Origin of the sequence: Intrasporangium sp., from assembly GCF_035280925.1 — a bacterium.
Lineage (GTDB): Bacteria > Actinomycetota > Actinomycetes > Actinomycetales > Dermatophilaceae > Intrasporangium.
The window spans coordinates 1-23421 of record NZ_DATEEY010000010.1; the positions used below are offsets into that span (position 1 = coordinate 1).

21 protein-coding genes are annotated in these 23421 nt (G+C 70.3%); 10 read left to right on the forward strand and 11 right to left on the reverse strand.

What is annotated here, in order from left to right; translation table 11 throughout:
• Window positions 1-33: 33 nt before the first annotated feature.
• The 5 genes from VJN29_RS00620 (at window position 34) to VJN29_RS00640 (ending at window position 5304) form a co-directional block, all read left to right on the forward strand.
• Window positions 34-1179 carry an acyl-CoA dehydrogenase gene (locus VJN29_RS00620; RefSeq protein ID WP_324141423.1) on the forward strand — a complete coding sequence of 382 codons (1146 nt, stop codon included), beginning with the start codon at window positions 34-36 and terminating at the stop codon, window positions 1177-1179.
• Window positions 1180-1276: 97 nt separating this feature from the next.
• Window positions 1277-2626: a nucleotide sugar dehydrogenase gene (locus tag VJN29_RS00625; RefSeq protein ID WP_324141424.1), complete on the forward strand. Its 1350-nt coding sequence runs from the start codon at window positions 1277-1279 to the stop codon at window positions 2624-2626.
• The gene (locus VJN29_RS00630; RefSeq protein ID WP_324141425.1) at window positions 2626-3222 is read left to right on the forward strand and encodes an acyltransferase; all 597 of its coding nucleotides are present in this window, start codon (window positions 2626-2628) and stop codon (window positions 3220-3222) included. Before VJN29_RS00625 ends, VJN29_RS00630 begins: the two co-directional genes overlap by 1 nt.
• On the forward strand, window positions 3219-4307 hold the full coding sequence (locus tag VJN29_RS00635; protein ID WP_324141426.1) for a DegT/DnrJ/EryC1/StrS family aminotransferase: 1089 nt from the start codon (window positions 3219-3221) through the stop codon (window positions 4305-4307). The genes VJN29_RS00630 and VJN29_RS00635 overlap by 4 nt, the downstream gene beginning before the upstream one ends.
• A gap of 1 nt (window position 4308) precedes the next feature.
• A complete protein-coding gene (locus VJN29_RS00640) occupies window positions 4309-5304 on the forward strand; it encodes a Gfo/Idh/MocA family oxidoreductase (RefSeq protein WP_324141427.1) in 996 nt (331 codons plus the stop codon).
• A gap of 37 nt (window positions 5305-5341) precedes the next feature.
• Here VJN29_RS00640 and wecB read toward each other — a convergent pair whose 3' ends face one another.
• Window positions 5342-6403: a non-hydrolyzing UDP-N-acetylglucosamine 2-epimerase gene (wecB, locus tag VJN29_RS00645; RefSeq protein WP_324141428.1), complete on the reverse strand. Its 1062-nt coding sequence runs from the start codon at window positions 6401-6403 to the stop codon at window positions 5342-5344.
• A 79-nt stretch (window positions 6404-6482) separates the two neighbouring features.
• On the opposite strand from wecB, the gene VJN29_RS00650 reads away from it, so the two are divergent.
• Window positions 6483-7496, forward strand: coding sequence for a glycosyltransferase family 2 protein (locus tag VJN29_RS00650; protein ID WP_324141429.1), 1014 nt, complete (start codon window positions 6483-6485; stop codon window positions 7494-7496).
• Between the two features lie 41 nt (window positions 7497-7537).
• On the opposite strand, the gene VJN29_RS00655 is transcribed toward VJN29_RS00650, so the two are convergent.
• From VJN29_RS00655 to VJN29_RS00670, 4 genes are all read right to left on the reverse strand, one after another.
• Window positions 7538-9433: a hypothetical protein gene (locus VJN29_RS00655; protein WP_324141430.1), complete on the reverse strand. Its 1896-nt coding sequence runs from the start codon at window positions 9431-9433 to the stop codon at window positions 7538-7540.
• Window positions 9430-11169 (reverse strand): glycosyltransferase, encoded by a 1740-nt coding sequence (locus VJN29_RS00660; RefSeq protein WP_324141431.1) that lies wholly within the window; start codon window positions 11167-11169, stop codon window positions 9430-9432. Before VJN29_RS00660 ends, VJN29_RS00655 begins: the two co-directional genes overlap by 4 nt.
• 157 nt (window positions 11170-11326) lie before the next feature.
• A complete protein-coding gene (locus VJN29_RS00665) occupies window positions 11327-11965 on the reverse strand; it encodes a CoA transferase subunit B (protein WP_324141432.1) in 639 nt (212 codons plus the stop codon).
• 1 nt (window position 11966) lies between these two features.
• A complete protein-coding gene (locus VJN29_RS00670) occupies window positions 11967-12782 on the reverse strand; it encodes a CoA transferase subunit A (RefSeq protein WP_324141433.1) in 816 nt (271 codons plus the stop codon).
• A 319-nt stretch (window positions 12783-13101) separates the two neighbouring features.
• Here VJN29_RS00670 and VJN29_RS00675 point away from each other — a divergent pair, with 319 nt between their 5' ends.
• Complete coding sequence (locus tag VJN29_RS00675; RefSeq protein WP_324141434.1) at window positions 13102-14907, forward strand: peptidoglycan-binding protein; 1806 nt, start codon at window positions 13102-13104, stop codon at window positions 14905-14907.
• 112 nt (window positions 14908-15019) lie between these two features.
• Here the strand turns inward: VJN29_RS00675 and VJN29_RS00680 are convergent, their stop codons facing one another.
• From VJN29_RS00680 to VJN29_RS00695, 4 genes are read right to left on the reverse strand one after another with little or no spacing between them, the layout of a single operon-like run.
• Window positions 15020-15760: a TIGR03089 family protein gene (locus tag VJN29_RS00680; protein WP_324141435.1), complete on the reverse strand. Its 741-nt coding sequence runs from the start codon at window positions 15758-15760 to the stop codon at window positions 15020-15022.
• A gap of 7 nt (window positions 15761-15767) precedes the next feature.
• Complete coding sequence (locus VJN29_RS00685) at window positions 15768-17024, reverse strand: LCP family protein (protein ID WP_324141436.1); 1257 nt, start codon at window positions 17022-17024, stop codon at window positions 15768-15770.
• A complete protein-coding gene (locus VJN29_RS00690; RefSeq protein ID WP_324141437.1) occupies window positions 17014-17418 on the reverse strand; it encodes a DUF2304 domain-containing protein in 405 nt (134 codons plus the stop codon). The genes VJN29_RS00685 and VJN29_RS00690 overlap by 11 nt, the downstream gene beginning before the upstream one ends.
• Window positions 17415-18101 carry a glycosyltransferase family 2 protein gene (locus VJN29_RS00695; protein WP_324141438.1) on the reverse strand — a complete coding sequence of 229 codons (687 nt, stop codon included), beginning with the start codon at window positions 18099-18101 and terminating at the stop codon, window positions 17415-17417. The genes VJN29_RS00690 and VJN29_RS00695 overlap by 4 nt, the downstream gene beginning before the upstream one ends.
• A 137-nt stretch (window positions 18102-18238) precedes the next feature.
• Here VJN29_RS00695 and VJN29_RS00700 point away from each other — a divergent pair, with 137 nt between their 5' ends.
• A complete protein-coding gene (locus VJN29_RS00700; protein ID WP_324141439.1) occupies window positions 18239-20185 on the forward strand; it encodes a glycosyltransferase family 4 protein in 1947 nt (648 codons plus the stop codon).
• Window positions 20186-21151 carry a lysylphosphatidylglycerol synthase domain-containing protein gene (locus VJN29_RS00705; RefSeq protein WP_324141440.1) on the forward strand — a complete coding sequence of 322 codons (966 nt, stop codon included), beginning with the start codon at window positions 20186-20188 and terminating at the stop codon, window positions 21149-21151.
• A gap of 41 nt (window positions 21152-21192) precedes the next feature.
• Here the strand turns inward: VJN29_RS00705 and VJN29_RS00710 are convergent, their stop codons facing one another.
• Together VJN29_RS00710 and VJN29_RS00715 are read right to left on the reverse strand one after the other, a co-directional pair.
• Complete coding sequence (locus VJN29_RS00710; RefSeq protein ID WP_324141613.1) at window positions 21193-21627, reverse strand: nitroreductase family deazaflavin-dependent oxidoreductase; 435 nt, start codon at window positions 21625-21627, stop codon at window positions 21193-21195.
• Complete coding sequence (locus tag VJN29_RS00715) at window positions 21624-22367, reverse strand: DUF3105 domain-containing protein (protein WP_324141441.1); 744 nt, start codon at window positions 22365-22367, stop codon at window positions 21624-21626. The genes VJN29_RS00710 and VJN29_RS00715 overlap by 4 nt, the downstream gene beginning before the upstream one ends.
• 107 nt (window positions 22368-22474) lie before the next feature.
• Between VJN29_RS00715 and VJN29_RS00720 the strand changes: the two genes are divergently transcribed.
• On the forward strand, window positions 22475-23410 hold the full coding sequence (locus VJN29_RS00720) for a DNA-3-methyladenine glycosylase 2 family protein (RefSeq protein WP_324141442.1): 936 nt from the start codon (window positions 22475-22477) through the stop codon (window positions 23408-23410).
• The last annotated feature ends 11 nt before the right edge of the window (window positions 23411-23421 follow it).

The window sequence follows — 23421 nt, forward strand, 5'->3', positions numbered from 1 at the left end:
GACCCGTAGGGTGAGGGGGAGAGAGGAGTCACCGTGGACACCTACCGCCTGCCCGAGGAGCACGTGCTGCTCCGGGACACGGTCCGCCAGCTCGCCGAGGACAAGATCGCCCCGCGGGCCGCCGAGGTGGACGCGACCGGGGAGTTCCCCTGGGATGTCTACGACGCGCTGCGCAAGGCCGACCTGCACGCCGTGCACATCCCGGAGGAGTACGGCGGGTCCGGCGCCGACTCGCTGGCCACCGCGCTGGTGATCGAGGAGGTGGCCCGCGTCTGCGCGTCCTCGTCGCTGATCCCGGCGGTGAACAAGCTGGGCACCATGCCGGTCCTGTTGGCCGGCTCCGAGGAGCTCAAGCGCCAGGTGCTCCCGCCCGTCGCCGCCGGCGACGCGATTTTCTCGTACGCGCTGAGCGAGCGGGAGGCCGGCTCGGACGCCGCCGCCATGCGGACCCGCGCGGTCCGCGACGGCGACTCCTGGGTGCTCAACGGCACCAAGTGCTGGATCACCAACGCCGGTGTCTCGTCGTACTACACGGTGATGGCGAGCACCGACCCGGCCGCCGGGCCGAAGGGCATCTCCGCCTTCGTGGTGCACCAGGACGACCCCGGCTTCTCCGTCGGCACCAAGGAGCGCAAGCTCGGCATCAAGGGCTCGCCGACCCGCGAGATCCACTTCTCGGACTGCACGATCCCGGCGGGGCGGATCATCGGCGAGCCGGGCAGCGGCTTCAAGACCGCGCTGCGCACGCTGGACCACACCCGGCTGACCATCGGCGCGCAGGCCGTCGGCATCGCGCAGGGCGCGCTTGACGCGGCGCTCGCCTACACGAGCGAGCGGCGCCAGTTCGGCCAGCGGATCAGCGACTTCCAGGGCGTCCAGTTCATGCTCGCTGACATGGCGATGAAGACCGAGGCGGCCCGCCAGCTCGTGTACGCGGCGGCCGGCAAGGCCGAGCGCGGCGAGCCGGACCTCACCTTCCACTCGGCGGCGGCCAAGGTGCTCGCCTCGGACACCGCGATGGAGGTCACCACCGACGCGGTCCAGCTGTTCGGGGGGTACGGCTACACGAAGGACTTCCCGGTCGAGCGGATGATGCGGGACGCCAAGATCACCCAGATCTACGAGGGCACCAACCAGATCCAGCGCCTCGTCATGGCGCGACAGCTGCTCACGGGCTGACCTTCGCGGGTCGGAGCCGCTCCCGGGGCTCGCTACGATGTCCGGCGGGTCGCCGCTCGGTGGGCCCGGTTGCCATGCCTCGAGTCGAAGGAACACCGTGAGGATCACCGTCGTCGGTCTGGGAAAGATCGGTCTGCCACTTGCCGTCCAGTTCGCCAGATCGGGCCACGCGGTCCTCGGGGCGGACGTCAACCCCGGTGTGGTCGAGACGGTCAACGCCGGGAAGGAGCCCTTCCCGGGCGAGGCCCATCTTGACCAGTACCTCGGCGCGGTGGTGGCCGCGGGCCAGCTGACCGCGACCACCGACACGGCCGAGGCCGTCTCCCGCAGCGACGCGGTGGTCGTCGTGGTGCCCCTGTTCGTCGATGACGAGGCGCGGCCGGACTTCGGCTGGATGGACTCGGCGACGGAGGACATCGCGCGGGGCCTGCGGGCGGAGAACCACACCCTCGTGGTCTACGAGACGACGCTGCCCGTCGGCACGACGCGGACTCGCTGGAGGCCCCGGCTGGAGGCCGGATCGGGCCTCGCCGAGGGCCGCGACTTCGATCTCGTCTTCTCGCCCGAGCGGGTGCTGACGGGTCGGGTCTTTCAGGACCTGCGCCGGTACCCGAAGCTGGTCGGAGCCCTCTCGCGCCAGGGCGCGGAGCGCGCGGTCCAGTTCTACGAGCAGGTGCTCCAGTTCGACGAGCGACCCGACCTCGAGCGCGGGAACGGGGTCTGGGACCTCGGCTCGGCGGAGGCGGCGGAGATGGCCAAGCTCGCCGAGACGACGTACCGGGACGTCAACATCGGCCTCGCGAACCAGTTCGGCCGCTTTGCCGCGGCGCACGGGATCGACGTCTACCAGGTCATCGAGGCGAGCAACTCGCAGCCCTACAGCCACATCCACCGACCGGGGATCGCCGTCGGCGGCCACTGCATCCCGGTCTACCCACGGCTCTACCTCTGGAACGATCCCGAGGCCACCGTCGTCCGTGCTGCCCGCGAGGCCAACGCGGGCATGCCCGACTACACCGTGGGCCTCGCGGCCGGGGCGCTGGGCGGCTCGCTTGCCGGGCGCAAGGTCGCGGTGCTCGGGGCCTCCTACCGGGGCGGGGTCAAGGAGACGGCTTTCTCCGGCGTGTTCGGCACGGTCGACGCCCTACGGGCCCAGGGGGCCGACGTCGTCGTCCACGACCCGATGTACTCAGCGGACGAGCTCGCCCGCTTCGGCTGGGCGGCCCATGCGATCGGCGACCCCGTGGACGTGGTCATCGTGCAGGCAGACCATGCCGAGTACCGCGACCTGGGAGTCGAGTCGTTCCCGGGGGTGCAGGTCGTCGTCGACGGACGCCACGTCCTCGACGAGCGCCGTTTCGACGGCACCCGGTTCCTCGTCGTCGGGCGTGCCGAGGCCTCCGTCGAGCACGCCGCTGTCCCCGCTTCGCGCCAGGCTCCCAGCTGATGGACGTCCGGATCGTCGACTCGGCGGACGTCGCGGACGACGCGACCATCGGGACGGGCTCATCGATCTGGCACCTGGCGCAGGTGCGCGAGGGAGCCGTGCTGGGCCGCAACTGCATCATCGGGCGCGGTGCCTACGTGGGCACGGGAGTGCGGATGGGCGACAACTGCAAGCTGCAGAACTACGCCCTGGTGTACGAGCCGGCTGTCCTCGAGGCGGGGGTCTTCGTCGGACCGGCCGTCGTCTTCACCAACGACCACTTTCCCCGTGCGGTCTCCCCGGACGGCTCCCTCAAGCGGGGCGACGACTGGGAAGCGGTCGGGGTGACGTGTCGGGAGGGGGCGTCGATCGGTGCGCGGTCCGTCTGCGTGGCCCCCGTGACGATCGGTCGCTGGGCCCTCGTGGCGGCGGGATCGGTCGTCACCAAGGATGTGCCCGACTTCGCCCTCGTGGCCGGAGTGCCGGCGAGGCGGCTTCGCTGGGTTGGCCGCGCAGGCGTCCCCCTCGAGCAGCGCGCCGACGGTGAGTGGGTGTGCCCCCAGACCGGTGCCATCTACCACGAGGACAACGAAACCCTGACGGAGGTCAGCGAATGAACGACTTCATCCCCCCGGCCAAGCCGATCGTGGGAGACGAGGAGCGGGAGGCGGTCGACCGCGTCCTCCGTTCCGGCATGCTGGCCCAAGGGCCGGAGGTCAAGGCGTTCGAGGAGGAGTTCGCGGCGCACTTCCGCCTGGGCCGGGCCTGTGTCGCGGTGAACTCGGGCACCTCCGGACAGCACCTCGGCCTGCTCTCGAGCGGGGTCAAGGCCGGGGACGAGGTCATCGTCCCCTCCTTCACGTTCGCCGCCACCGCGAACTCCGTCGCGCTCACCGGGGCCACGCCCGTCTTCGCCGACATCGACGCCGATGACTTCTGCCTCTCGCCAGCCGCCATCGAGGCGGCGATCACCGAGCGCACCGTCGGCGTCATGCCGGTCCACCTCTACGGGCATCCGGCGAAGATGGACCAGATCATGGCCATCGCCGACCGGCACGGCATCCAGGTGTTCGAGGACGCAGCACAGGCCCACGGGGCCTCACTCGCCGGCTCACCGGTCGGCACCTTCGGCTCCTTCGCGATGTTCTCGCTCTACCCGACCAAGAACATGACGTCCGGGGAGGGCGGGATGGTCTCGGTCGCGACTGCGCAGATCGAGCGGCTCATGCGCCTCTACCGCAACCAGGGCATGGAGCGGCAGTACCACAACGAGGTCGTCGGCTTCAACACCCGGATGACCGACATCCACGCCGCCATTGGGCGGGTCCAGCTGACGAAGGTCGACGGCTGGACGAAGCGGCGCCAGGCCAATGCGGCGTTCCTCGACGCCAACCTCGTGGGCGTGACGACCCCGCCGGTGGCCGATGGCGCGGTGCACGTCTACCACCAGTACACCGTGCGCGTGCCGGAGGACCGGGATGGCTTCGCCGTTGCCCTGCGCGAGCAGTACAACGTCGGGTCAGGCATGTTCTACCCGGTGCCGAACCACCGCCTCGAGCCCTTCCGAGCTCCGGTCGACCTGCCGGAGACCGAGAGGGCCGCCGGCGAGTGCCTTTCGCTGCCCGTGCATCCCGCGCTGAGCGATGCCGACCTCGAACGGGTCGTGGCAGCGGTCAACGCGCTCGCGAAGGCAGGGGCCTGACGTGGGGAACCTTCGGGCGGGCCTCATCGGCCTCGGCATGATGGGTCGCCACCATGCGCGCGTGCTCGGCTCCCTCGAGGGCGTTGACCTCGTCGCCGTTGCGGACGCGGGAGGGGACCCGCACCATTCCGCGGGTGGACGACCTCTCCTGTCGTCCATCGAGGAGCTCATCGCCGTCGGCCTCGACTACTGCATGGTGGCCGTGCCGACGATCTACCACGAGCCGGTGGCCACGGCGCTCGCCCAGGCCGGCGTGCATGCGATGGTCGAGAAGCCCCTGGCCCAGGACACCACGTCGGCCCAGCGCCTTGCCGACCTGTTCGACTCCAAGGGCCTCATCGGCGCCGTCGGCCACATCGAGCGGTACAACCCTGCGCTGCAGTCGGCGCGGTCCCGGCTCGAGTCCGGTGACCTGGGCAAGGTGTACCAGGTCGTGACCCGCCGTCAGGGTCCCTTCCCCTCGCGGATCGCCGACGTCGGTGTCGTCAAGGACCTCGCCACCCACGACATCGACCTCACCGCCTGGGTCACGGGTCAGGACTACGTCTCGGTGTCGGCACAGACCGCGATCAAGTCGGGCCGCGAGCACGAGGACCTGGTGGCCGCCATCGGCCGGCTGTCGGACGGCACGGTGACCAGCCACCTGGTCAACTGGCTGTCGCCCCTGAAGGAGCGCGTCACCATCATCACGGGGGAGAAGGGCACGTTCACCGCGGACACCCTCACCGCGGACCTCACCTTCCACGCCAACGGGGAGCGGACCAGCGCATGGTTCAACCTGGCACAGTTCCGTGGCGTCTCCGAGGGCGACGTGATCCGCTACGCGATTGCCAAACCGGAGCCGTTGCGGACCGAGCACGAGCAGTTCCGGGACGCCGTGCTGGGCAAGGAGACGGACATCGTCACGATGCGGCAGGGACTCAACACGGTGCGGGTGGCCGAGGCGATCATCGACTCGGCGCGCACCGGCCGGGTCTCCGTCCTGGAGCCGGTCTGATCGCTCCGGACGGTGCTGTCCGGGCCGCTGGGCAGGTTCAGGCCGTGCGGTTCACGATGGCCTCGACGGCCCGTCCGGCCGCGTTGCCGTCGCCGTAGGGAGTCGCATCGGTCTCCGGGGGAGCCGGACGGTCCAGCGCGTCGGCCAGCGCGGCCGGATCGGGAACGACGAGGTTCCAGCCGAGCTCGACCGTCTCGGTCCACTCCGTCTCGGTGCGGATGGTCGTGCACGGCACGCGAAGCTGGAACGCCTCCTTCTGGAGGCCGCCCGAGTCCGTCACGACCCCGACGGACGCCATGACAGCCCGGACGAGCTGAGGATACGGGAGTGGGTCGATCGTGACGAGACCTCCGGTGGTGAGGTCGACCCCGTGCTCGGCGGCCCGCGCGCGTAGTCGGGGATGGGCGAGCAGCAGCGTGGAAGGATCCAGGCCGGACAGGGCCTTGACGATGCTGGCGAGGCGCTCGGGGTCGTCGGTGTTCTCGGCGCGATGGAGCGTCGCCACGCGGAAGGGGCGACCGTTCAGCTCGGCGGGGAGGGCCGCCTCGGTGCCCGAGACCATGCCCCGCACCTGGAGGAGGACGTCCGTCATGACGTCGCCGACGTTCACGGAGCGAGCGGCGAGGCCCTCGGTGGCGAGGTGGCCCATCGCCACCTCAGTGGGCGCGAGGCAGAGGTCGGCGAGGTGGTCGGTGATCACGCGGTTGTGCTCCTCGGGCATCGTTCGGTTGAAGGAACGCAGGCCCGCCTCGAGGTGCGCCAGCGGGATGTGCATCTTCACCGCGGAGAGCGCGCCGGCCGTCGTGGAGTTCGTGTCCCCGTACACCAACACCCAGTCGGGTCCGTGCTGCTCGAGCACCTCGTCCAGCTTGGCGAGCATTGCCCCGGTCTGACGTCCATGGGTGTCGGAACCGATCGCCAGGTGCACGTCAGGGACGGGGATGCCGAGGTCACGGAAGAAGACGTCCGACATGCTGTCGTCATAATGCTGATCGGTGTGGACGATGACATGGTCGATCCCGTGTGACTGCATGGCCTTGGCCACTGGCGCAAGCTTGACGAACTCGGGACGAGCCCCCACGACGCTGAGTATCCGCACAACACATCATGTACCCCGAAGTCGCCGACCCGCATGCACCGATTCATCGGCGGCGGTGGGTATCCCCCATACTTGACCCGTGACCCAGCAGGAGACCTCGTCGGAAGACCACGTCGAAGGCCATCTCGACTCCTGGCCGGCTGTGAGCGTCATCATTCCCGTGCTGAACGAGGAGGGTCACCTGGCTGAGGCCCTGGCCATGGTGCTGGGGCAGGACTACCAAGGGGAGACCGAGGTGGTGGTGGCCCTGGGGCCGAGCCACGACGGCACAGAGGCGATCGCCCGCCAGCTGCAGCAAGGGGATCCCCGCATCGTCCTGGTCGACAACCCTTCCGGACGCACACCCGACGGCCTCAACGCCGCGATCGCAGCCTCTCGCCATGGCATCATCGCGCGTGTCGACGGACATGCCGAGATCCCGGCCGACTACCTGCGACGGGCCGTCACGGAGCTCCGGCGGGTTGGTGCGGACAACGTGGGCGGGATCATGGACGCCCAGGGGAGCACGTCGTTCCAACGAGCCGTGGCGTGCGCCATGAAGAGCCGGCTCGGTGTCGGCAACGCGCGGTTCCACGTCGGAGGCCAGGCCGGTGAGGCCGAGACCGTCTACCTCGGAGTGTTCCGCCGCTCCGCGCTCGAGCGAGTCGGCGGCTACGACCCCCACTTCTCGCGGGCGCAGGACTGGGAGATGAACCACCGGATCCGCAGCACCGGTGGCACGGTGTGGTTCACCCCGCAGCTTCGGGTCATCTACCGACCCCGCACTCGCGTCCGCGACCTGGCGCGGCAGTACTTCCACTACGGCAGGTGGCGCCGCGTGGTGGCGCGCCAGCACGTCGGAACCATCAACGCCCGCTACCTCGCTGCCCCGACGATGGTGGTTGCGACGACCGTCGCCCTCGTCGCTGGCTCGTTCTGGCCGGCTGCGCTCCTCCTACCCGTTGCCTACCTCGGCGCAGTCACCGTCGGGGGGTTGGTGATCAGCACGAGCGAGAGCCCCGCCGTCCGGATTCGCACGCCACTCGTGCTTGCGGTCATGCACTGGTCGTGGGGGGTTGGCTTCCTCTCCAGCACCAAGGGCAGCCTCGACTGACAGCCGGCGAGGCTCCCGAGCCAGTCGCGCAGCCACGATCGTCAGATGCGAGTGAGGCCGAGCTCCTCCAGGGTCGCGCCGATGCCGGCGCGTGCCGGAGCCCGCGTGTTCAGGCGTGACGCGTTCCAGATGAGGTAGGTGGCGCTGTCGTCCAGCGAGGCGAGCACGGTGGCGTCCTTCAACGCCTGCATGGCGGGCGGGGACCTACGGGCGGAGAGCCACCAGCCCGCCGAACGACCGACCACGCGGACATACGGGCCGATGATGTGGCGGCGGCCGAGGTTCCGGGCCACCACAGAAGCCCACCGCGGCGTGAACCTGGTCACCGACGTGGACGGACTCACCTTGACCGGCGCCGTTGCCCGTTGCAGCGTGATGACCTCGTCGGCCAGGCCACGGAGCTCCTCCAGGACGGAGTCAGGTCCGATCAGCTCGACGTGGGCGCCGGATTCCCTCAGTAACGCGACGGAGCGTCGAACGGCTTCCGAAGGTGGCGACGTGAGGGCAAGGACGACCCTCTCGCCCTTGGCGTGCGGCCCGGGCACCGAAGTCTCACGGTGGACGTCCTCTCCGGTCTTCGGCGCGCGGTCTCCAACCGGTTCGACGTGGTCCAAGCCGGGGGCGAACCGGGTGGTGAGTCGCTCGACTGCCGGTCTCAGCTGTGCGTACCGCTCGTACTGCTCGGCGTGCCTCCGGGCGGTGAGACGGTCCTCGACGGTGGCTCCCTGCACCACCTTGGTCGCTTGGAGGAACGCTTCTGCGACATCCTCGGCCTCGACTCCGTCGTTGCGTACCCACAGCGGGTAGTCGGAGAGGATCTCGGCGGCTGCGTGATCCCATTCGTGGACCGACATGATGGGCAGCCCCGTCGACACGTAGTCGTACACCTTGCCCGAGGTCACGTAGCGGCCCCCCGGCAGGATGAGCAGCAGGGCGTCCCAGGCTTCGTAGACCGCGGCCGTGTCGGCTTTGGCGACCGGTCCTCCGTAGGACACTCCGTGCTTCGCGTACTCGGCGATGGCGACGGCTTGCGCAGATGCCCCACGGTTGGCACCGACGCCCATGTGGCCCCTGAACTCCAGACGAGACCTGCGCAGCACGTCGTTGGCCTCTCTCGCGATCCGCCACCCTTCACAGACGGCGCGGGTCAAGCCGGCACTGAAGGAGACGGTTCCCAGGTAGCCAAAGGTCAGCGGCTCGTCGGGTCCCGGCTGCCGCATCGGTATCTTGTCCGTCCCGATGGCCACGTCACTGCCGTTGCGCACGACGTGGAAGTCCTGGGCACGGTCAGGGTAGATGTCGGCGTAGGCGTCGCGGATCGCCCCGTTCACGAACCAGGCCTCCGTCGCGTGCGAGATGAGCCGGGCCTCGTACAGGCCCGCGGGGCTGTCGGGCCGGAACGCTGGGCGATCACGCAGGATGTCGATCGCCCAGGCGTCGCGATAGTCGAGGACGTAGGGCAGCCCGTTGCGCTCGAAGAGGTCGAGGGCCGGTGCGAAGAAGGTGTAGGGCACGCCCGACGTGAGAAGCAGGTCAGCAGGGCGCTCGTCGTAGACCCGGCGAACCGAGGCCACGAGCTCGTCCCGCCAACCGCCGAAGGTGGCCTCGGGGAAGTGGCTGACGTTCTGCTGGTAGTGCCGTTTCAGCCAGGTCCGTGGCCGCAGCGCCCGGTCCTCGCTGAAGCGGCGGATGTCGGTCTCGATGTCCTCCCGCGAGAGGGGCAGGCGTACCACGCGGATCCGTGGGTCGACGAGGGCGAGCAGCGATCGGTCGACGCCCTGCTCACGGATCCAGGCGTCCTCGGTGAGGGTCACGACGGTGACGTCCCACCCGGCGCGGGCAAAAGAGTTGGCGGTGGCGAGCTTGCGGTAGACGCACGACTTCGCGGCCGGAGGGAATCCCCACGCAAGGTAGAGCAGGTGTGGCCGGGTGCTCACGCGGTCGGTCCCTCCGTCTGGTCCAGGAGGAGCGTTTCGAGCTGTGGCCCGATGACGCTCCAGTCGTACGTCTTGCGCGCCCATTCGCGCGCCTTGGCGCCCTCGGTCGCCAGATCAGGGGCCGCGGCACGGATGCGGTCGGCAGCCTCCTGAGGCGTCTCGACGATCCACGAGTCGGGGAACATCGTGTGCGCGCCGCCCCACCGGGCGACGACGGGCCAGTTGCGGACCACCGGCAGGGCACCGCTGGCTGCGCCCTGGATGAGGCTCTCGTGGGTGCCCTCGCGTTGACTCGTCGACAGGATGACGCCGATGCGCCGCATGGCGTGGGGCACATCGTTGGTGAAGCCCGGACGAATGACGGCGTCCCCGAGCGCCTCGATGCGTTCCTCGAGCCGTGCCTTGTACCGCGCGGCCGCCTCGGTCAGCTTCGAGTCGTCGGCGAAGCCGTGGCCGACCAGTCGCAGCCGCCAGGCCGGGTCATCGCGACGCAGCTCCTCGAGGACGTCGAGCGCCCACTGAGCGTCCTTGACCACCTGGCCCCAGCCGATCAGTCCCAGCGTCCTGGATGCGGCCACCCGCTTGGGCAGGTCGTAGCTGTCCAGGACGTTGCGGTTGCCGATGGTGTGGATACGAGGGCCGGACCGGACCTCAGGGATCGCATGCTCCACCAGGGCGCGGATGTGGCCCGAGACGAAGACGAGGTCGTCGATCCCGGACCAGTCGGTGATGAGCGGGAACTGGGTGAGGGCCTCGTAGCTGTGCAGTCTCGCCACGACGCGAGCACGCACGTTCGGCAGCATCGAGATCCAGGTCATCGCGCGGTGGCCCCACTCGACGAAGATCGTGTCGGCCCAGTCGACGTCCTCGCGGACCTGGGGCGGCACCTCCATGGGGAGACCAGCCGAATGGCGAAGCCGATTCCAGGTCAGCTCGGCCGGATCCGGCCGCCATGGGCCCTTCGGAAGCCTCCGGATGTCGACCTCGCGCACCTCCACACCCGGGCGTTCGGCATACTCCCGGATGGTCTCCCGGGTGAAGTTGAAGTTGGTCGCCGTGGCGAACAGGATGCGGTGGGGCCGACCCTCGGCATCCGCCCGCCCGCGGGCCGGTCGAACGCCCTTCGTCGGTGTGACCACAGCCTGAAACGTCCTCGACCGCCGGAACGGTTGGAGGAAGGCGTCGGGATCGAGTGCGTAGGGGCTCGGCTTGTCCTCGAAGTGGTGGACCCGGTGCAGTGCCAGGTCGAAGGCGGTCTGGAGCAGCGCCGCGGCCTCGTCGAGGTCACCTCGGGCGAAGGCAGCGTCCGCGAGCGCGAGCGACGTGGCCGTGAGCTCGGCGGTGTCACCGGCGTCCGTCCCGAGGTTGAGGTCGAGCACCCGGGCGACGGCTCGCATCGACACCGTGGTGTCGGACTCGGGCAGCGTCGGCTCGACCGTGGCGAGCAGCGCTCGAGCGGACTGGCTGTGTCCTTGGGCCCTGAGCCGGGAAGCCAGGTTGTTGCTCGTCCCGGCCACGATGGATGCCGTTCCGGGCACCTTGGACGCGAGTCTGGCGATCCTGCCCCAACCGTCGTTCAGCTGCTGCCGGCCCGAGCTCGTGGCGATGAACCGCTGGTGGAAATAGCGACCGAAGCGCGTGCTGGCCTGCCGTGGCGTCCGGGGCAGGTGCATGACCGCTCGCGCACCCACTCGGGCCAACCGGACCGCGACCAGGTCCTTGTGTGGGACGGGCAAGGGCGCGGCGTATCGCGTCGGCAATGGACTTGGTCTCCTGGGAATGGTTCGGGCGGTCGTCGCCACCACGGTGCCCGGTCATATTACAGGCGGGTCGCGCACGATCAGGCAACGAGCCCCTCGGGGTCACCGCCGAGGGGCTCGCGCAGCCACAGCTTCAGTCCAGGTCGACCGTGAAGCTGGGCTCGGTCTTCTCGCGGACCTCGTCCTCGGTGACACCGGGCGCGAGCTCGCGCAGGACCAGCCCGTCGTCGGTGACGTCGAACACGGCGAGGTCGGTGATGATCCGCTGGACGACGCCGCGGCCGGTGTAGGGCAGCGAGCACTCCTTGACGATCTTGTACGAGCCGTCGCGGGCGTTGTGCTCCATCAGCACGATGACCTTCTTCGCGCCGTGGACCAGGTCCATCGCACCGCCCATGCCCTTGACCATCTTGCCGGGGATCATCCAGTTGGCGATGTCACCCGCCTCGGAGACCTGCATCGCACCGAGGATGGCCGCGTCGACCTTGCCGCCGCGGATCATCCCGAACGAGGTCGCCGAGTCGAAGAACGAGGCGCCCTTGCGCAGCGTCACGGTCTCCTTGCCGGCGTTGATCAGGTCCGGGTCCTCCTCACCCTCGAGCGGGTAGGCCCCCACCCCGAGGATGCCGTTCTCGGACTGGAGCACGATCTCGACGTCGTCGGGCACGTAGTTGGGCACGAGCGTCGGCAGACCGATGCCCAGGTTGACGTAGGCGCCGTCGGACAGCTCCCCGGCTGCGCGGGCGGCCATCTCCTCACGGGTCAGTGCCATCTCAGGCCTCCTGGCTCTCGCTGGTGGTGGCGGTGCCCGCTCCGGCGGGACGCGGTCGGACGGTACGCCGCTCGATCCGCTTCTCGGCTGTCTGCTCCGGGGTCAGCGGCAGCACCCGGTGCACGAAGATGCCCGGCAGGTGCACCTCGTCGGGATGCAGCTCACCCGGCTCCACCAGCTGCTCCACCTCGGCCACGGTGACCCTGCCCGACATTGCGCAGAGCGGGTTGAAGTTGCGCGCCGACTGGTTGAACACGAGGTTGCCATGCCGGTCGCCCTTCGCCGCGCGGACCAGCCCGAAGTCGGCGCGGATGGCCCGCTCGAGCACGAACGTCCTGCTCTCGCCGTCGACCTCGAAGTCCTGGGTCTGCTTGGCCGGGGAGGCGACCGCGACGTTGCCGTCGGAGTCGTACCGCCACGGCAGGCCGCCCTCGGCGACCTGCGTCCCGGAGCCGGTGATCGTGAAGAATGCCGGGATGCCGACGCCACCGGCGCGCAGCCGCTCGGCCAGCGTGCCCTGCGGGGTCAGCTCCACCTCGAGCTCGCCATGCAGGTACTGCCGCTCGAACTCCTTGTTCTCACCGACGTACGAGGCGACCATCCGCCGGATCCGCTTGTCCTTGAGCAGGATCCCCAGGCCCCAGTCATCGACGCCGCAGTTGTTCGAGATCGCCTCGAGGTCGCTGATGCCGGCGTCGTGGATCGCCGCGATGAGCACGCTGGGGATGCCGCACAGACCGAAGCCACCGACCGCCAGCGACATCCCGTCGCTGATCCCCGCGATGGCCTCCTGTGGAGTGGAGACGACTTTGTCCATGAATCGGACTCTATAGGGCGACCACGCACCCCAGGGGGTGGGGTGCCACCACTTCAGCCACCTTTGCGGTGGTGGGTCGCCACGTGACGGCCGCCACACTGAGGATGCCGGACCATGCCGTATGCCGCCGGGCCCGGCTCCATGGTCACCCGACCTTGGGAGCGGGCTCAGCGGCATACGCGCACGACGTGACACTCTCGACGAATTACGTTGGTGTAGTTAGCGCCTCGAACTTGTTATCTGTGTGACTTGAGTGCATAAATGGTGCAGTTGAACACTTGTGGGAGCACTCTCTCCCGCACGCAGGAAGCGAGTCACCATGGCTGTTGTCTGGCGTTCCCTGGGCCTGGCGCTCGCCTCGCCTGCGCTCATCGTCCCGTCCGCGGCCACGGCGGTCCATGCGTACACGCCCCCGGCGCCGCCCACGAAGACGCTGCCGAAGGCGCTCGACGTGTTCGTGCCCTACCAAGGTCAGACGGTGTGTGATCCGGTGGCGCGACCGGGCGTCCTCGCCTTCGCCAAGCTCATGACGAGCCACTACCGGATGGGCTCGACGAGTCTCATCGGGCGCACCTGCACGAGCGGCACGTCGGAGCACTACGACGGGCGGGCGTGGGACTGGATGCTCGACGTGGGGGATCCCGCGGAGTCCGCGGTCGCCCGCAGCGTGCTGTCCTGGCTGACCCGGTCCGACGCGAGCGGAGTCCCCGGCGCGATGGCTCGTCGGTTCGGAGTCATGTACATCATCTACGACCGCAAGATGTGGCGCTCGTATGCGCCCGAGCGAGGGTGGGCTCCCTACTACGGCACCAACCCGCACACCGACCACATCCACTTCAGCTTCAACTACAACGGGGCCGCGGCTCGGACGTCGTGGTGGACCGGGGTGGCAGCGACGACCGTGCTGACGTCCCTGCCCCGGGCGGGCACGACGACTGTCACCGTGCCGTCGCCGCAGATGGTCCTGTCCTACGGCATGCGGTCCGAGGCGGTCCGCCAGCTCCAGGTCAGGCTCGGCAACCTCCCGACGACCGGCTACTACGGCTCGATGACCAAGGCACGCGTCGTCGAGTACCAGCGGTTCGCTGGGCTCCCGCAGACGGGGGTGGCCGACCTCAAGACGCAGGAGATCCTTGCCCGGCGTGGGTGGCGCACCGTTGCCGCTGCCTTCCCGACCCTCTCCCACGGCATGACGTCTCGCGCCGTGCAGACACTCCAGGCAAAGCTGGGGTCGCTTCCCACGACGGGCTACTACGGCTCGATGACAAAGGCACGGGTGACGGCCTACCAGCGGTTCGCCGGCCTGCCGCAGACGGGCACGGCAGACCCCGTGACCCAGTACCGGCTCTGGGTGCGCGGCTGGACAGCTGGGAGGACGACCTATCCGACGCTCTCCTACGGGATGACGTCGACTGCGGTGAAGAACGTGCAGGCCAGGCTGGGCAAGCTGCCGACGACGGGCTACTTCGGCTCGATGACCAAGGCACGCGTCATCGAGTACCAGAAGTTCGTGGGCCTGGCCGCGACAGGGGTTGCGGACGACAGGACGCAGCAGCTGCTCTACACCCGGGGCTGGTCGACCGTCCTGCCGGCCAGCGCCACCGTTCAGAAGGAGGCAGAGGTCATGACTGCTTTCGCCACCGAGGCGGCTGGCGCCGACCCGACGAGTCCCGCCGTGGCGACGATCTCGACCGCGACGAGCTACACCCCGTACAAGGACGTTGTGCTCGCCATGGGGTCGCGGGGCGCCGCCGTGCGGACCCTGCAGCGGGCGCTCGGCGGCGTGGCGGTCGACGGCGTCTTCGGCTCGGTGACCCGGGACAGGGTGATCGGGCAGCAGCGCTCCCTCGCGCTCCCGGAGACCGGCGTGGTCACGCCGGATCTCTGGGACGTGCTCGAGGCGCGCGAGTTCCCGTTCGTGGGCCAGCGCATGACGGTGCTGCGCCTCGGCGACAACGGACCTCAGGTCGTGGCGGTACAGCGGCTGCTCGGCGTCCGGGCCACCGGCGTTTTCGACGAGCGGACGCGCGCCGCCGTGAAGGAGGCTCAGGCGAGGGCGGGCCTGGCGAGCACGGGCGTCGTGGCATCCCGCACGTGGTCGCTCTTCGACCGCCTCTCCGCGTAGCACCGGTCCCCGTCAAGTCAGCCGTGGGGAAGTTGGCGTGTTGTCCGCGCAGATCCGACCGCGTCAAGTCAGCCGGGGCTACCCCGACGCGGTCGGGGCGGTCGGTGAACCCTCAGCGGGCGAGGAGGGGGAGCGTGACGCCTTCGCTGTGCAGCCTTCGGCCGAGGGCGTCCGGGTCCACGGCGCTGGAGCCGCGCATCGCGACGACCGATCCGTCGGCGGCCCAGGCGCTCAGGCACGTGGCGAGCAGCGCCTGCAGGTGGTCGTCGACGGCTACCCGAGGTGTGGCGCCCCACTCGGCTCGGAGCACGACGAGGTCGGCGTAGGTCGTGTCGAGGCCGTCGACGCTCAGTGCGAGATCTCCGCGCTCGGGGTCGGACATCGGGGTGAACTGGTCGCCATGGGTGGACAGCTCCTTCGCCTCGTCGACGGCACCTCCCGCGTCCGCGGCCTCGGGATGCGCTCGCGCCAGCGCGGGCAGGGAGACCAGCAGGGCGTCGCCGCCGTGCGCAGCCGCGGTCGGCGGGTCGGTCGTGACCAGGACGTCCGAGTCGGCCGCCGCGCCTCCGAGGACGACCGTCGCACCGACGGACCACGTGGCCAGAGCCCAGTAGACCCCACGCCAGTGCGCCGGCACGTCGAGGCCGACCGTCGTGCCCGGTCCCGCCGCGCAGTCGTCCTGCAGCAGGTTGCCCGCCTTGGCGACCCAGTTGGACAGAACCCTTGCACTGAGCTCGATCCGCTCCCCGCTCGTCGGACCGGACACGTCGTCGTACCACGTGAGCCGCGGCCGGCCGGAGTCGCTCGCGACGAGACGGGCGAGCACGTCCGCCGGAAAGAGGGCGCCGGTCATGGGTGCCTCACTTCTCGTCCTGGCCCGGCGTCGTCCCCGGCGGCGGCTCGGTCAGCGGCTCGTCGTCCCGGAGGGCACGGAAGAGGTCGAGCGCGCGCTCGGTGTCCCACTTGACGGCCACACCGGCGTTGTCCGTCGGGAACGCCATGTCTGCGATGGGGACGGTCAGGGACAGCCCCTCCTCGTTGCTCACGGCTCGCATCGCCATGATGATGCGGAAGGCGTCGAAGAGCGATGTCTCCTCGCCCACCGCGACACCACCGGCCGCGGCATCGACGAAGGTCTTGTAGCGCCAGGGGAGGAGCACCGTGGAGGGAGTGGCGGACTGCTTCATCAGGGCGCCGAGGAACTGCCGCTGCCGGTTGGCGCGGCCGATGTCCCCGAGCGGATCCTCGTATCGGGACCGGACGTAGCCGAGGGCGTTCTTGCCGTCGAGCACCTGGCACCCCTTCTTGAGGTCGATGCCGGCCTTGTCGTCCTGCATGTCGCGCGGGACACACAGCTCGACGCCGCCGAGCGCGTCGACCATGCCGGCGAAGCCGCCGAGCCCGATCTCGAGGTAGCCGTTGATGTGCAGGCCGGTGACCTGCTCGACCGTCTGGGTGAGCAGCTTCGGACCGCCCAACGCGAACGCGGCGTTGATCTTGTTGCTGCCGTGGCCCGGGATCGGGACGTAGGAGTCGCGCGGAATCGAGATGAGGACCGGCTTGCCTCCGTTCTCGGACACGTGGACGAGCATGATCGTGTCGGTGCGGTTGCCCCCCGCCTTGCCGGTCTTGAGATCACGGCGCTGCTCATCGGTGAGGCCCTCACGACTGTCGGACCCGACGAGCAGGTAGTTGTGCCCGGACGTGTCCGCCGGGCGTTCGCCCGCGGGGACGTTGTCGACCCGGGCGATGGTGGCCCACGCCCAGACGGGCACCAGGATGAGGAAGGCCAGCCAGGCGACGACCAGCAGCCCGGCGACGAGGAGGGCGAGCCGTCCCTTGCGCAGCCGCCTTCCCGGTCCGGTGGGCGGCGGCGCGGTCTGGCGCGGCGGTCCGGCCGGCTCGTCGCTAGAAGGCCTCGCGGGCCCGGAGGCCGGTCGCTGGCGCTTCCCGGAGTCGCGGGTGTCGACGGTGTAGGCGTCGTGCTCCTCCGCGGTCTCCGGGCGCCCGGCGCCAGGTTGCGCCGGCGTGGGGCGACGCTTCCGCGTGTCCACGACGTAGACGTCGTCATCCGGGGCGTCCCCACCCGATCGGCGTTGGGACGAGTCAGTCGGCATCGGTGCCCTTCGGGTCGGGAGCGGGCGAGTGCGCCGCTGAGGGGAAGAGGTCGCTGACCCGCGGCGCCTCGTCGAGCGCGATCCGCCGGGCGAGCCGGGTGTAGCGCAGCTCCATCTGCCGGAACCGTTTGAACGTCGTCGCGACGAAGCCGAGGAACGCGACCACGAGCCCGTAGAGGATGAGGTCGGCCCCACGCCCGACTCCGAGGACGTTGGCCAGCCTCGTCCAGGTCTTGCTCGGGTCGATGATCGAGTAGATCGCGAGGGCCGCCAGGGCGAGCAGTCCGAGGCGGCGCACCGCCTGCGTGCGCTGACCGGTCCCGGCCAGCAGCCGCCACGCGATCGCCAGGGTCGCCGCGATGAGCAGGATCTGGATGACGCTCTGTCGACTCATCGCCAGATCAGCTCCGCCAGGATGTTGACGGCGTTCCACAACGACTGGCCCTTGGCCCTGCTGTAGTCGGTGTAGAGGATGTGCACCGGAGCCTCCGCATAGGCCACCTGCTTGCCGTCGAACCGCATGGCCCCGATCTGGGCGACGATCTCGGAGGCATGGGCCATCCGGTTCTGCGTGATGTCGAGACGTGCGACGACCCCGCGCTCGAGCACCCGCAACCCGTTGTGCGCATCAGTCAGCCGGGTGCCCGTCGTGAGGTTGGTGTATGCGACAGCCATCCGCAGGACCAGCTTCCTGAGGCCGGCGGCCTGTGTCCGGTCGTCAAGGAAGCGTGAGCCGAACACGACGCGGACGTCGCCCTGCCTGACCCGCTCGAGCATGGCCTCGACGTCGGCGAGCTGGTGCTGGCCGTCCGCGTCGTAGGTGACGCAGTAGCGCATGTCGGGATCGGTCAGGGCGTAGGCGAAGCCGGTCTGGAGGGCGGCGCCCTGCCCGAGGTTGACCGGATGGCGCACCACGACGGCCCCGGCCTCGTCAGCCCGCTCCGCCGACTGGTCGGTGGACCCGTCGTCGACGCACACGATCTTGGGGAACCGGGTGCGCACAGTGCGGACGACGTCGCCGATGACCTTCGCCTCGTTGTAGAGCGGCACCACGAGCCACACGTCGTTCGCTTGCATCACCACCAGAGTAAAGCCGAGTCGACCGTGACCTGTCCCACCACCACGCGGGCCGTATGCCGCTGGGCTCGCTCCGCGACGAAGGGGACCACGGGTGCGGCGTCGGGTTCCGGATGCCGGGGCTAGAGTCGGTCCCGATGACGGACCTGAGGACTGGCGAGGTCGTGCCGGCTGCGACTGGCTCCGCCGCACTGCGCGTCGCCGTCGTGGGGCCGACCCACCCGCACAAGGGCGGCGTGGCGGCCCACACGACGATGCTGGCCCACCATCTCACCGAGGCCGGGCACGACGTGACCCTCGTGTCGTGGGCGCACCTCTACCCGTCCAAGCTGCACCATGCGGACGCGGCCGTCCCCGAAGGGGTGCCGGAGGTTCCTCCCTATCCCCGCACCATCAGGGCGTTGAGCTGGGCCCGACCCGACACCTGGGTGCGGACCGGGCGGCGCCTCCGCGACGTCGACGCGGTCATCGTCGTCCACGTCATGCCCCAGGTCGTGCCCGCCCACCTCGCCCTCCTGCGCGCCGCGGACGCCGTGCCGGGACGGCCGCGCCGGGGCGTGCACAGGCCTCACTCCGTCGTCGTGTGCCACAACGTCCTGCCCCATGAGTCCCGACCGGGCGACGCGGCGCTGATGCGCCTGCTCTTCACCCGGGTCGACGCCACGCTCGTCCACAGCGCGGAGCAGGGCCGGCTCGCCCACGAGCTCGGCGCACGCCGGGTCTCGGTCGCCGACCTGCCGCCGCACCTGCCAGGCGGGGAGCCCATCACAAGAGGGCCCCGCACCGGCCCGACGAGGCTGCTCGCGTTGGGACTCATCCGTGAGTACAAGGGGATCGACGTGCTCCTGCGCGCCATGCGTGAGGTGCCGGACGTCACCCTGACGATCGCGGGCGAGGTCTGGCCGTCGCAGCGGGAGGTCATCGAGCGGCTCGTCACCGATCCCCGACTCGCCGGGCGGGTGAAACTGCGCGACGGCTACGTGCCTGCGGACGAGCTCGCCGCCCTCCTGGCGGATCACGACGTCCTGACCCTGCCCTACCGGTCGGCCACCGCGTCGCAGAACGTCATCCTCGGACACGCCCACGGCCTGCCCGTGCTCGCCTCCGACATCGCGCCCTTCTCCGCCCAGATCGAGGACGGGGTCAACGGCCTGCTCGTTCCGCCGGAGGACGAGCGAGCCCTCGCGGGCGCGCTGCGCCGGCTGGGGGACCCGCAGGTGCGAGCCCGGCTCGCCGAGGGTGTGCAGACGCCGGACCTGTCCGGGCCCTGGGCGCACTATCTCGGGACGCTCGAGGCGCTCGCGGCGGCCGACTCGGAGCACGAGGGCGACCCATCGCCGGAGCCTCCAGCGCCGGGGACACCGGAGGGCCCGAGCTCGGGCCCGTTGGTCGGCGCGGCGCGCAGGCTGCGATCACAGGTGCGCAGCCGTCGGCCGCTCCTCGAGATCCACCATGCCGAACTGCCCGACTGGGTGCTGCCGACCGACGTCCTCGGCGACCCGGCTGAGGCGGACGACGCGCGCCGGCTCGCCCGGGCCATCGGTCTGCCGATCTCGCTGGACAAGGTCTCGACGTGGGCCGCCCTCGGCGCGCTCGCCGCCATCCTGCGGGTCCGCGACGACGGACGACGCAGCGCCATCATCGTCGACGAGACGGGCACGCGGTCAACCCTGTCCCGGTGGGCCAGGGCCGTCGGCTTCGCGCCGGTGGAGATCGACTTCACCGGCTCGCACCCGAGCGTCGCCGCCCTCGACGTCGACACCGGCTCGCTCGATGTCATCGTCCGGATCCATCCACGCGGCTGCGACGCCGACGACGTCGACAACGTCCTCGAGCAGGCCTCGTGGGCGCTGCGCTCGGGCGGTCTGCTCATCATCACGATCCCCATCGGGCCACCGTCAGCGCAGGGAGCGTTGGGCCCGGCTGACGTGCGGGGCGTACTGGCCCGGGCCCACGCCCTCGGCTTCGTGCTCGTCGGCGACATCGACGGCGACGTCAACGCCCGGATGCGTGAAGCCGGCGCGCGAGCGCGAGCCGACTCAGCGGCATACGGCCTCGTCCGTCTCACCCTGAGGAGGCGTTGAGTGAGCCGGGGACGCCTGCTGATGGTGATCCGTGTCGTCGTCGCCGTCGTGACGCTGGCGGCCGTCGTGTACGCGGTCGTGCGGAACTGGGCCGACGTGTCGGTGCACCTGCGGCAGGTCTCGTGGGCCACGTTCGCGTGGTCGAGCCTCGCCGCAGCCATCGGCACCTGGCTGACGATGCTCGGCTGGCGCACCATCCTGCGCGACCTCGGCTCGAACCTGCACCTGGCCCCCGCCACGGGTGTGTACTTCGTCGGGCAGCTCGGCAAGTACCTGCCCGGGTCGCTCTGGTCGGTCATCGTCCAGGCGGACATCGCGGCCCACCTCAAGGTGCCGCGTCGCCGCACCGCAGTCACGGGTCTGCTGGCGCTCGGGTTCGCCCTCCTGACCGGGGTGCTCGTCGGGTTGCCGGCGGCGCCGTTCCTGCTGCGGCGGTCGTCCGAGGGCACCGCCTGGTGGCTGCTCCTCGCCCTGCCCATTGCCGTCGTGCTGCTCGTGCCGCGGCTGCTCAACCGGGCCATCGCCACCATGCTGAGACTGCTGCGACGCCAGCCCCTCGAGCACGAACTGTCGGCACCAGCCGTGCTCAAGGCGGTCGCCATCTTCGTCCTCGTGTGGCTCTGCTTCGGGGTCCACACGCTGTTGCTCGCCCAGGCCGTGGCGGGGGACGAGCCGCACCCCGACCTGGCCCTGGCGGCCATGACCGGTTACGCCCTGTCGGTATCGCTGGGCATGCTGCTCATCATCCTGCCCGCAGGCCTCGGTGCTCGAGAGGGACTGCTGACGCTCATCCTCTCCGCGGCGATCCCGACCCCCGCCGCGGCGGCCGTGGCGATCCTGTCCCGCTTCATCGTCACCGCCGTCGATGTCCTGGCGGCCCTCGTGGGCTGGCTCTACGCCCGCTCGCACCATCTGGTCAGCGAGCGCCGGGCCAGCCTGGCGGACGTGGGCAGTTCGGCCGAGTAGCTGGCCCCCGCGGTTCAATCCTCGGGCCGGTCGCGGGCAGGTCAGGCGCGTTCGAGGACGAAGACGGGGATGACGCGGTCGGTCTTGCCCTGGTACTCGGCGTAGGGCGGATATGCGGCGACGCACCGGGGCCACCACTCGGCCCGCTCGTCCGGGTCGAGTTCGCGCGCCCGGACGCGAAAGGTCGCGGTGCCGTCCTGGAGGTCGACCTCGGGATGAGCGCGCAGGTTGTGGTACCACTGGGGGTGGTCCGGGCGGCCGCCCTGGCTCGCCACCGCCGCATAGGCCCCGTCGTGCTCGACCCGCATGACCGGGACCTTGCGAGTGGCCCCCGTCTTGGCGCCGCGCATCGTCAGCAGGACCACGGGTCGGCCCATGATGTCCACGGAGTCCGTGGTGCCTGTCGCCTCGATCGTCTCGACCTGTCTGCGGACCCAGCCCGAGGGGCTCGGGGCGTAGTCGCCGGCCATGGTCAGGCGGCGCCGGGCTCGGGCGCGGAGGACCACGGGTAGGCCTTGACGAAGTCCTCCACGACGGTGACGTTGAGGCCACCGCAGTACTGGCGCTTGCCCATCTGCTCACCGATCTCACCGGTCTGCAGGTTCACGTCGGCGGACCAGTGGGTCAGGGCGTACTTCTTGCCCTCCGGGAACGCGCCCCGCGAGGTGTCCCACGGCGTGATGATGAACTTGTTCTGGGATTCCTCCATGGCGTTGATGCGCTCGGCCAGCGCGGCGAACTGCGACGCCTGGCTCTCCTCGAGCGAGGGGTCGTACCAGAGGATCGTGTAGCCGTGCTCGAGGTTGTGGACGAGGGCCTCGATCGCAGGGGCGTCGGCGACGGTGTAGACGCGCCGCTCGGAGAGGGCCGGCTGGGCGAGGTGCTGGCCGCTCGAGGGCGGGGCCGTCGCGTAGTCGATCTGGACCTTGTCCGGTGCCGACGTGCCGGGGCCGACGTGGTCGGCCGAACCCGTGGCCGGGTCGTCGATGATCGGGTCGCACGCGGCCGCGGTGACGTCGCCCATCATGCCCGCCAGCGCCGCATCCTTCTTGTTCTGCTCGCCGAGGATCGCCCAGGCCACCGCGCCGCCGATGATGGCGAGGACGACGACGACGGCCCCGACCACGAGCAGCAGTCGCCGACGCTCGGACCGCTTCGCCTGGGCTTGCATGGCGGCGACGCGCTCACGTCGGTCTCGGGTCGTCTCGCGGGCCATCGTTCCTCGTTCCGGTGGTTGTTGGTCGGGCAGTCGTTGCTGTCTAACGCCATCGGGCGGGTAAAGGTTTCAACGATCGGGGTTGAGTGTAGGCGAGACTGTTCTCTGTGTCCGAAGCGTCCCAGCCGAAGGTGCGCTCGTGGCGCGTCGACCGAGAGATCCTCCTGCGCGCGCAGCTGTCCGACTTCCACCGCGGTGCGGGTGACCCGACCTCCCGCTGGGAGGCCGACGGATCCTTCACGCGGGCCGCGCACACACCCGAGGGGCCGGCCACCATCCATCTCGTATGCCGCGCAGCTGAGTCCCTGGTCGAGTGCACGGCGTGGGGGGCTGGGGCAGCCTGGCTGCTCGAGTCCGTGCCCAGCCTCCTCGGCGCGGACGACGACCCGGCGGGGTTCGAGCCGCAGCACCCGGTCGTCGCGGCCGCCTGGCATCGCTTCTCCCACTGGAGAGTGCCCCGGTCCGGTCTCGTCATGGACGCGCTGGCGCCGGCCGTCATCGAGCAGCGGGTGACCGGTCAGGAGGCCTCTGCCGGGTATCGCAGGCTCGTCCGGCGGTTCGGGGAGCCGGCACCCGGGCCGGTCGGCTCGGCACTCTGGCTGCCACCGAGGCCGGCGGACTGGGCGAGGATCCCCTCCTGGGAGTGGCTCCGGGCCTCGGTCGACCCGGCGCGTTCGGGCGCGCTCGTTCGCGCGGCCAAGGTCGCGGGGCGCCTGGACCAGTGTGCGGGCCTTACTCTGCCGCAAGCTCATTCGCGCTTGCGCGCCATTCCCGGGATCGGCGTCTGGACGGCCGCCGAAGTCGCCCAGCGCGCGTTGGGGGACGCCGACGCCGTGAGCTTCGGCGACTTCCACGTCGCCAAGGACATCGGCTGGGCGCTGGTCGGTCGCCCCGTCGACGACGCGGGCCTCGCCGAGCTGCTCGAGCCCTATGCCGGGCATCGCTTCAGGGTGCAGCACCTGCTCGCCCTGGCGGGGCACCGCAGAGCCCGTCGCGGACCGCGGATGGCACCCCGCACCCACCTGCCCGTGCGCACCCGCTGAGCGCAGCGGCA

What these genes read in the sequence shown, in the direction of transcription:
- VJN29_RS00630 (WP_324141425.1), top strand. Translation starts at nt 2,626, where the DNA reads ATGGACGTCCGGATCGTCGACTCGGCGGACGTCGCGGACGACGCGACC.
- VJN29_RS00635 (WP_324141426.1), top strand. Translation starts at nt 3,219, where the DNA reads ATGAACGACTTCATCCCCCCGGCCAAGCCGATCGTGGGAGACGAGGAG.
- VJN29_RS00665 (WP_324141432.1), bottom strand. Translation starts at nt 11,965, where the DNA reads ATGGCACTGACCCGTGAGGAGATGGCCGCCCGCGCAGCCGGGGAGCTG.
- VJN29_RS00670 (WP_324141433.1), bottom strand. Translation starts at nt 12,782, where the DNA reads ATGGACAAAGTCGTCTCCACTCCACAGGAGGCCATCGCGGGGATCAGC.
- VJN29_RS00675 (WP_324141434.1), top strand. Translation starts at nt 13,102, where the DNA reads ATGGCTGTTGTCTGGCGTTCCCTGGGCCTGGCGCTCGCCTCGCCTGCG.
- VJN29_RS00680 (WP_324141435.1), bottom strand. Translation starts at nt 15,760, where the DNA reads ATGACCGGCGCCCTCTTTCCGGCGGACGTGCTCGCCCGTCTCGTCGCG.
- VJN29_RS00685 (WP_324141436.1), bottom strand. Translation starts at nt 17,024, where the DNA reads ATGCCGACTGACTCGTCCCAACGCCGATCGGGTGGGGACGCCCCGGAT.
- VJN29_RS00690 (WP_324141437.1), bottom strand. Translation starts at nt 17,418, where the DNA reads ATGAGTCGACAGAGCGTCATCCAGATCCTGCTCATCGCGGCGACCCTG.
- VJN29_RS00695 (WP_324141438.1), bottom strand. Translation starts at nt 18,101, where the DNA reads ATGCAAGCGAACGACGTGTGGCTCGTGGTGCCGCTCTACAACGAGGCG.
- VJN29_RS00700 (WP_324141439.1), top strand. Translation starts at nt 18,239, where the DNA reads ATGACGGACCTGAGGACTGGCGAGGTCGTGCCGGCTGCGACTGGCTCC.
- VJN29_RS00715 (WP_324141441.1), bottom strand. Translation starts at nt 22,367, where the DNA reads ATGGCCCGCGAGACGACCCGAGACCGACGTGAGCGCGTCGCCGCCATG.